An 8,518-nucleotide genomic window follows, 5' to 3' on the forward strand; every position below is an offset into this window, starting at 1 on the left:
ATAATGAATAAATTAATAATAAGTATTTCATTTTTTCTATTTAGTACAATAGTTAGTAATGCACAAATAGATTCTGTATTAATCAGTCAAGCAAAGTTTAAAGATTCAACGTTTAATAATTTACATGCAGGAAGTGCTTTTTTACTGAAATATAAAAATAAAGTGTATGGTATTACAGCCAAGCATGTTTTGTTTTTTGCAAAGACAAATAGTATGAAAACCATCAGTTTTAATAATGATTTAAAATCTTGGGAATTTGTTTCTAAAACTTCACCTCATAAAAAAGTTTTAGCAGGAAAACTTATAAATGAAGATAAAAATGAAATATTAGAAATGCCACCAAAAGGGGATTGGCTAATCTTTGAAATAGAAGGGAAGGTTCCTAAAGATATTGCTGTCTATTTGTTAAAAGAAGAGCCTTTAAAAACAGATGAAAGTGTTTATTTCTTAGGTTATCCATATAACACAAAAGAACCAATACATGTTAAAGGAACTTATATTGGTTTAACTGAAGATAATAATCTTAGGTTAGATGTACCAAAAGGCAAATATAATGGTTGTAGTGGTGGTCCAGTTTTAGATTCGCAAGGTAAGCTCGTAGGAATAGTATCAATGGGTTACTTTAATAAAACCGAAAACAAAATGATTTTTGAACCTGCTTCTCTTGACTATTTTAAAGAAGTAGTGGATAAAAAACAATGAGTGATTTATTTAGATGATATTTTTATTGTGTTATTACTTTTTAGAGGTGAAAAAATTAGCTGGAAACTATAAGTAATAATTAAATTCTTAAATCCAAGTAATCATTATATCATTTCTTTTAATTCAGAAGAATTTAGGTAATATGAAAAATCTAATCAGAAAAGTTGTAGTAGTTTTAGTATTCATTAATCAAATTAGTAATGCTCAAAATGAAAGTTTTGATACATTACGAAAACATTTTTTTGAAACCTATTCCGCATTACAGATTCCAAATTTGCAAGTTAATTATGTTCAGAATTTAAAGTCTATTAAATCACAGAAACACATTAAGCAACAAGAAGAGTTTTTCAATAATATTAAGCTGGAATTAGCAACTGTGAATGCAAATAGTTTAAACGAATATCAACGTTTAGATTTTTACATCATGAATTATGAAACTAATTTGAATTTAGAACGTATTTCTTTAGAAAAACAATGGAGTTACAGCACAAATTTAAATGATGAAAATAGTATTTATACAGTTGAAAATGGAAAGGAATGGTATGCATATCTTTTAAAACGTTGGGTAAATGCTGAGGTATCATCAGATGCTATTTTTCAATTTGGATTAGATGAAATTGAACAAGTGAAAACAGCAATGAAAGCATTGCAAAAGCAATCAGGATTGTCTGAAAAAGAATTTGCAGCTCATTTAAATGACACTTCATTTTTCTATTATAACGAAAAAGATGTTCAGAAAGCTTTTGAAAAAGTAAAGTTAGAAGTCGCTAAAAAAGCATCAGAAGTCTTTCCGTATATAAAAGATATTCCAGATGTTAATATTACAAAAGGAACTAATGAGGCTTTAGCTCAAGTGCCTGCGTATTATAATAACAGCACCTTTTATTTCAATTATTTTAATGAGCCTTTTAATAAGCGACAATTTGATTGGATTTACATTCATGAAGGTATTCCAGGACATCATTATCAAATTATGGTTAACAACATCATAAAGCGTACAGATATACAGCAATTGTTTTGGTATTCTGGTTTTGTAGAAGGTTGGGGAGCGTATGTTGAGTATTTAGGAAAGGACTTAGGTGTTTATAAAACCATTTATGATGAATATGGAAAATGGGAATGGGATTTAATACGTTCTGTTAGAGTTGCTTTAGATGTTGGTATAAATTACTATGGTTGGTCTGATGATAAATCGATTACTTTTTGGAAACAACATATTAGTAATAAAGATGCTATTGGTTGGCGCGAAATAGCACGAATGAAGCGTTGGCCAGCACAAGTAGTTACTTATAAATATGGTGCAAATAAGTTTTTAGAATTTTTGGAAAAAGAAAAATTAAAAGAGGATTTCTCATATATCAATTTTCATAAATCACTCTTAAAATATGGAGATGTACCTTTGTTAAAAGATATATTGGGAAGCTAACTTTGAAGTATAAAATATTTAGCAATATCAGAAACTCTAAGAAATAAAGGTTATGCTGCTTCAATTTTTAATGAGTTTATTCAACTCTTAGTAATGACGTATCCTAATACAATCTCTAAAAGTGAGCTAGATGCATTTGTAAGGGAATGTCATCCTATCATGTATTAGTTTTATGTTATAAAAACAAGGTATAACAGTTCAGAGATAGGAATCAACAATTCAGGGTGTTATTGTTTCTATAACACTCAAAGTTTTAATTTTAGTTGTAAAACATTATAAACTTAAATTATGAAAACGTTATATGCTTATTTACTAATCGTATTAGCATTGATTTTTAATGCTTGTCAAAGCAAAGAAACTAAAACAAAAGAGAGTGATTATTTAAATAAAGAAATCTATCTTGGGCAGAAACCGCCAGGTTTAGAGCCAGAACTATTTGCTCCTAATATTATTAAGACTGAATTTAGAGAAGCTGCGTCAACCTTTACTCCAGACTTAAAAGAATTTTATTTTCGTCGAAGAGGGGGAGAGTATAAGTACAATACTTTGGTTGTAGTTAAGCATGAAGATAACCAATGGAAGGAATCTCTTGTAGAATCTAAATCTGGAGAGCCATTTATTTCAATAGATGGTAAAATCATGCATTTAGGAAAAAGGTACAGAGAGTTAACTGCTTCTGGTTGGTCTGAAGTAAAAAATCTAGGAACACCATTTGAAGAATTTCGTATTATGCGACTTACCGCTTCATCTAATGGAACTTATTACTTTGATGAAGCAAGTGAGAATGGTCCGCTACGTTATTCCAGGTTAATAGATGGTGAATATGAAACGCCACAAGCCTTAAATGTTGATGTAGGTTCATGGAATGCTCATCCTTATATTGCTCCAGATGAGTCATACATAATTTGGGATGATCAAAGAGAAAAAGGGGGGTATGGTGATGCTGATTTATATATTTCTTTTCGTCAAGACGATGGTTCTTGGGGATCTTCAATTAATCTTGGTGACAAAATAAATACAGAGTATGCAGAAGCTTATGGTAGTATAAGTCCAGATGGTAAATTTTTATTTTTTCATAGGTCATACGGAAATAATAAAGCAGATATATTTTGGGTTGATGCCCAAGTAATCTTTTCATTAAAAAATAAATAAAATTACTCTGCTTCTTTAACGCAAATGTTTAACAGCCTTTTGAGTTTTCAATTTTGTTATAAATATAATAGTTATGACGAAGCTAATGTTATTAAGATTAAAAATGTCCTACAATATCTGAGCCTAATGATATTTTAGTAAAAATCAAAACGTCTTCTGTAACTATAGCCAATACTATGATTAGAAAAGGCGAATTAAAATTAGCGAGATTGTTTTAGAGCTTTTTAATCAAAAAGCCAAACATAAAGGACACTCTTCAAAAGCTGCAGAAGGTATCGTATGTTCCGTTTGGACTCCTTGAAGTATTAATGCTTAATTTTAAAAAAATATATTAATAAAAAACACCAGCTTTTTTAGCTGGTGTTTTTTTATTTAAACTTTTTGTAAGAATAATTATCTAATCGTTTACAATGTAGAAGTAAGAACGCCTGTTTAACTGATGTTCTTCTTCAGTACATTTAACACGGTTGGCACACTTGTTTAAAAGTTGTGATTCGCCATAACCAATGGCACTTTCTATTCTATTGGCATCAATACCTCTAGAAATAATATAATCTCTTGTAGATTTAGCACGTCTATCAGACAGCTTCATATTATATTTATCACGACCACGACTATCTGTATGAGATTCAATTTTTATAATCATATCAGGATGCTTACGCATTACATCTACAATGTTTTCTAGCTCATATTGCGCATCTGTTCTAATATTCCACTTATCAAAATCAAAGAATATAGGATTAATAACAATTTGATTGTCTATAATCAATGGTTCTAAGTTAAGATCTACTGTGTTAATCTTCTCATTATCTGTACTCGTAGTAGCTGTTTTTTGATCGTCTTTATAATCTGGTTTACTGCCAACAACAGTATAAGTTTTATCACAATCTATCGTAAAGGTATATTCGCCTCCGTCTTCGGTAAATACTTCTTCTATAATTTTACCAGTTTCGTCAATTAAGCGCACAGTAACACCTGTGAGTATAATGTTTGTTTTACTATCTCTAGCGACTCCTGTAATTTTTTGTTTACATTGCTGTGCATTAAAACTGTAAATGTCATCACTACCTTTGCCATCTGGTCGGTTAGAGGTGAAGTATCCTTTTTTAGTATCTGTATTTATAAAAAAGGCAAAATCATCATAGCCACTATTGTATGGCGATCCTATATTTTCTGGGTCGTTACGTAAGCCTTTAAGAATATCAGATTTAAAAATATCTAATAAACCTAAGTTTAAATGTCCATCTGAAGAAAAATAAAGCGTACTATCTTTAGCTACAAAAGGAAACATTTCTCTCCCTTCAGTGTTTATTTTTTCTCCAAGGTTTTCAGGAGATCCATAAGAACCGTCGTCATTAATAGCAACAGAATAGATATCGGATTGTCCTAAACCTCCTTCACGATCAGAAACAAAATACAAGGTTTTATTATCTGGACTTAGCGCAGGATGACCAGTAGAAAATACTTCATCATTAAAAGGTAATTCAACAACATTGGTCCATTGATCGTTGTTTAATGTGGCTTTATATAGCTTTAAATGTGTAGTTCCTTTTTTATCATACTTTAATCGGTTACGTTTATTGACGTTGTCTCGTGTAAAGTATAATGTTTTACCATCATTTGTAATAGCTACAGAGGCTTCATGGTATTCGGTATTAATATCGTTAGAAGAAAGTTCATTTGCAGAGCCATAAGTAACAACACCATCATCATCTGTAAGTGTAACTTCATATAAATCTAAGAAAGGTTCTTTGTTCCAATTATAAATTTTGCCATCATCATTTCTAGCAGAGGCAAAGTATAGTTTATTCTCAAAAACATAAGACCCAAAATCGGAGTTTTCAGAATTAAAAGGAAGGTTGTCAATTTTTACAATAACATCATTTTTAGCCGTTAGTGTAGCGTATAAATCTACTTCATCAGGATTATAACCTTTAAGTCTACTATCTCCTTGTTGCGCTGCACTAAGCTCTTTAAACCATTTATCAGCGTCATCATAATTACCAGTACTTCTAAGCGATTGTATGTATTTATATAAATATTCAGCTTCTATTTTTTTATGCTCTTTTAGAGCTTCACCATACCAATAAGCAGCCTTTTCTGAGTTAGAATTATTATAATATGCGTCTCCTAAACGAGTAAGTACATGTGCACTATTATCACCATTTTCTACAGCTTTTTCATATAGTTCAATAGCTTTTATATAGCTATAATTCTTAAAGAATTTATCAGCTAACTTCGTTTGCGAATATGATAACGAACAGCTGAGAACGAGTGTTAGAACTAATATTCTTGTTTTCATAATGCGTTTCTTTTTAGAAGTATCTTGGTGATTTTATACGTTTACTTTTAAATACTTCAAACATTAGTAATACCTCATGTGTACCACTTGTATAAGCTCTTAAATCTGAAATTGGGTATTCATAGGCATAACCAATTCGTAATTGTTTAGATACTTGAAAATCAGCTATACCGCCAATAGCAGCTGCGTTTTCATTTATTCTATAACCTCCACCAATCCAAAATGTTTCATTAAATAAGAAATTTGCAGAAACATCAAATGATAATGGAGCTCCGTTTGTTGCTTTTAATAAAACTGAAGGTTTTAATTTTGTAGTTGCACTTAAATCAAAAACATAACCACCTGTAATATAGTAACTGATGCGTTCTAAAGCTACGTAGTCTAATTGACCTTGGCGTCCGTTATTATAATCTGTATTTAAGATTCTTGGTGCAGAAAGACCAACATACCAACGTTGCGAATGCCAGTATAAACCAGCACCTACATTTGGACTCCAACGGTTAGATACATCATTAAAGAATGGATCATTAACAACAGAAGGGTCAGTTAATAATTCTTCATCTAAATTATAATGTGTAAAACCACCTTTAACTCCAAATGCTAATTTAGAATTCACTCCAGTTTGAATAGTATAAGAAAAATCTGCATATATATATGAAAAGTTTTCATAACCTAATTTATCATTGATAAATGAAAGTCCTATACCAATCTTTTCATTTCTCAGTGGAGTATGAATAGATAACGTCTGGGTTTCTGGTCCGCCTTCTAGTCCAACCCATTGACTTCTATGTAAGCCAACAGCACTAAATGTTTCTCTACTACCAGCATAAGCAGGATTAATAGAGATGGTGTTAAACATGTATTGCGTAAATTGAGGTAATTGCTGTGCAAAGACAGTAGAAACACCTAGTGTAAATATCGCAATACTTAAAAATTTAGATAACTTCATCGGTTAAGTTTATTTATCAGTTGCTACGTAGATTGGACCAGCAAATGGTTTTAATCCACTATTTCTTAAATTAATAATGTAATAATAAGTTCCGGTTGGGACTTTTCCAGAGCTTCCTACAGAAGAGCCATGTGCATCACCATTCCAATCGTTTTGGTAATTATTGTTCTTATAAATTTCTGCTCCCCAACGATTGAATATTTGCAATTCTATAACAAAATCACAATCTTCTACACCTGTTATTTCAAATACATCGTTTATGTTATCACCATTAGCAGTTACAGTTTTTGAAATAACAACATCATCCTCACCACAAGCTAATACTACACAATCATCATCAATAGTAACATTTACTTCCACTTCAGTAGGACATGATCCTTCAGTGATTGAATAAAGGAATGTATACATACCTACTTCTACAGAAGATGGATCAAACAAGCTACCATCAATAGTTGCATTACCAGAGGTAACGCTCCAAGTTCCACTCATGTCAAAATCACCAGACAGTAAATCAAATAGATCAAATTCAGAATCAAGTACACAACGGTTAGCGTCAAAAGCGTTTATAACATTGCTGATTTCTACATTGATAGATTGAGTAAATATTGCCTCATTACCACAATCATCTATTACTGTCCAATATCTTATAATTTCATAATCTTCAAAATCATTTGCCTGAATAGAATCCTCATTAAAAGAAACACTAATATTATTAGAGCAAGCATCTTCAAAAACTAGATTTGGTACATCTGGGATATCGTCGCATGCTACTGTCATATTTTCATCAAGCGAATTAACTAGGGTAGGAGCCATAGTATCTTGAACTGTTATAATTTGAATATGAATTGAATCGTTACCACAAGCGTCAGTTGTAGTCCAGGTTCGTTCTATAATATAGTCACCCATACATGCTCCATTTGTAATTTCTTCAACAAAGACAACATTAACCGAACCACAGTTGTCAGAAGCCGTTAAAGTTTCAGCTGTAGGAACAGCATCACATTCTACAGTTATATCTGAAGGTAGAGTTTCATTAAATGTTGGTGCTGTTGTATCCTGTACCGTAATAGTTTGTGAGTGTATAGTTTCATTACCACAAGCATCAGTAGCTGTCCATGTTCTAGTTAACGTATATTCATTATCACAAGTACCAGCTGTTGTTGATTCGTTGAGTGTTACAGTAGCTGTACCGCAGTTATCAGAAGCCGTTAAAGTTTCAGCCGTAGGAACAGTATCACATTCTACAGTTACATCTGCAGGTAGAGTTTCATTAAATGTTGGTGCTGTAGTATCTTGAACCGTGATGATTTGGGTATGTACAGTTTCGTTACCACAAGCATCAGCAGCTGTCCAAGTTCTAGTTAAAGTATATTCATTATCACAAGTGCCATCAGTAGTTGTTTCGTTTAAAGTAACTGTTGCATCACCACAGTTATCAGAAGCTGTCAGCGTTTCAGCTGTAGGAACAGCATCACATTCTACAGTTATATCTGAAGGTAGAGTTTCATTAAACGTAGGTGCTGTCGTATCAACCACAGTAATGGTTTGATCCGCAGACACGCTATTACCACATTCGTCCGTTACAGTCCAAGTTCTTACAATCGTTTTCGTATTTCCACAAGCAGCAGTTTCTACGTCAGATTCTGTAATGGTAACATTACCACAAGTATCACTACCAGTGGCCACACCAGTATTGGCAGATGATGTATCATCAGTACACTCAATGGTGATATCCGCAGGAGCTGTTATCGTAGGAGGTGTCGTATCTTGAACCGTAATGGTTTGATCGGCAGACACGCTATTACCACATTCGTCAGTAACCGTCCAAGTTCTTACAATCGTTTTCGTGTTGCCACAAGCAGCAGTTTCTACGTCCGATTCTGTAATAGTAACATTACCACAAGTATCACTACCAGTGGCCACACCAGTATTGGCAGATGATGTATCATCAGTACACTCAATGGTGATATCCGCAGGAGCTGTTATC

The 8,518-nt window shown here is 32.3% G+C and carries 6 protein-coding genes; 3 read left to right on the forward strand and 3 right to left on the reverse strand.

Going from position 1 to position 8,518, the window contains the following annotated elements; translation table 11 throughout:
• Positions 1–3 precede the first annotated feature (3 nt).
• The 3 genes from N4A42_RS09565 to N4A42_RS09575 all read left to right on the forward strand — a co-directional run bounded on the left by N4A42_RS09565 (position 4) and on the right by N4A42_RS09575 (position 3,280).
• Complete coding sequence (locus N4A42_RS09565) at positions 4–702, forward strand: serine protease (RefSeq protein WP_294073301.1); 699 nt, start codon at positions 4–6, stop codon at positions 700–702.
• Between the two features lie 142 nt (positions 703–844).
• On the forward strand, positions 845–2,128 hold the full coding sequence (locus N4A42_RS09570) for a DUF885 domain-containing protein (RefSeq protein ID WP_294073303.1): 1,284 nt from the start codon (positions 845–847) through the stop codon (positions 2,126–2,128).
• A gap of 288 nt (positions 2,129–2,416) precedes the next feature.
• Positions 2,417–3,280: a hypothetical protein gene (locus tag N4A42_RS09575; protein WP_294073305.1), complete on the forward strand. Its 864-nt coding sequence runs from the start codon at positions 2,417–2,419 to the stop codon at positions 3,278–3,280.
• A gap of 397 nt (positions 3,281–3,677) precedes the next feature.
• Here the strand turns inward: N4A42_RS09575 and N4A42_RS09580 are convergent, their stop codons facing one another.
• The 3 genes from N4A42_RS09580 to N4A42_RS09590 all read right to left on the reverse strand — a co-directional run.
• Positions 3,678–5,582: an OmpA family protein gene (locus N4A42_RS09580; protein WP_294073307.1), complete on the reverse strand. Its 1,905-nt coding sequence runs from the start codon at positions 5,580–5,582 to the stop codon at positions 3,678–3,680.
• 13 nt (positions 5,583–5,595) lie between these two features.
• On the reverse strand, positions 5,596–6,531 hold the full coding sequence (locus tag N4A42_RS09585) for a type IX secretion system membrane protein PorP/SprF (protein ID WP_294073309.1): 936 nt from the start codon (positions 6,529–6,531) through the stop codon (positions 5,596–5,598).
• Between the two features lie 9 nt (positions 6,532–6,540).
• A partial coding sequence (locus N4A42_RS09590; protein ID WP_294073311.1) for a gliding motility-associated C-terminal domain-containing protein occupies positions 6,541–8,518 on the reverse strand: 1,978 nt, incomplete at its 5' end.

It is taken from the genome of Winogradskyella sp. (genome assembly GCF_025210595.1).
Taxonomy (GTDB): Bacteria; Bacteroidota; Bacteroidia; order Flavobacteriales; family Flavobacteriaceae; genus Winogradskyella.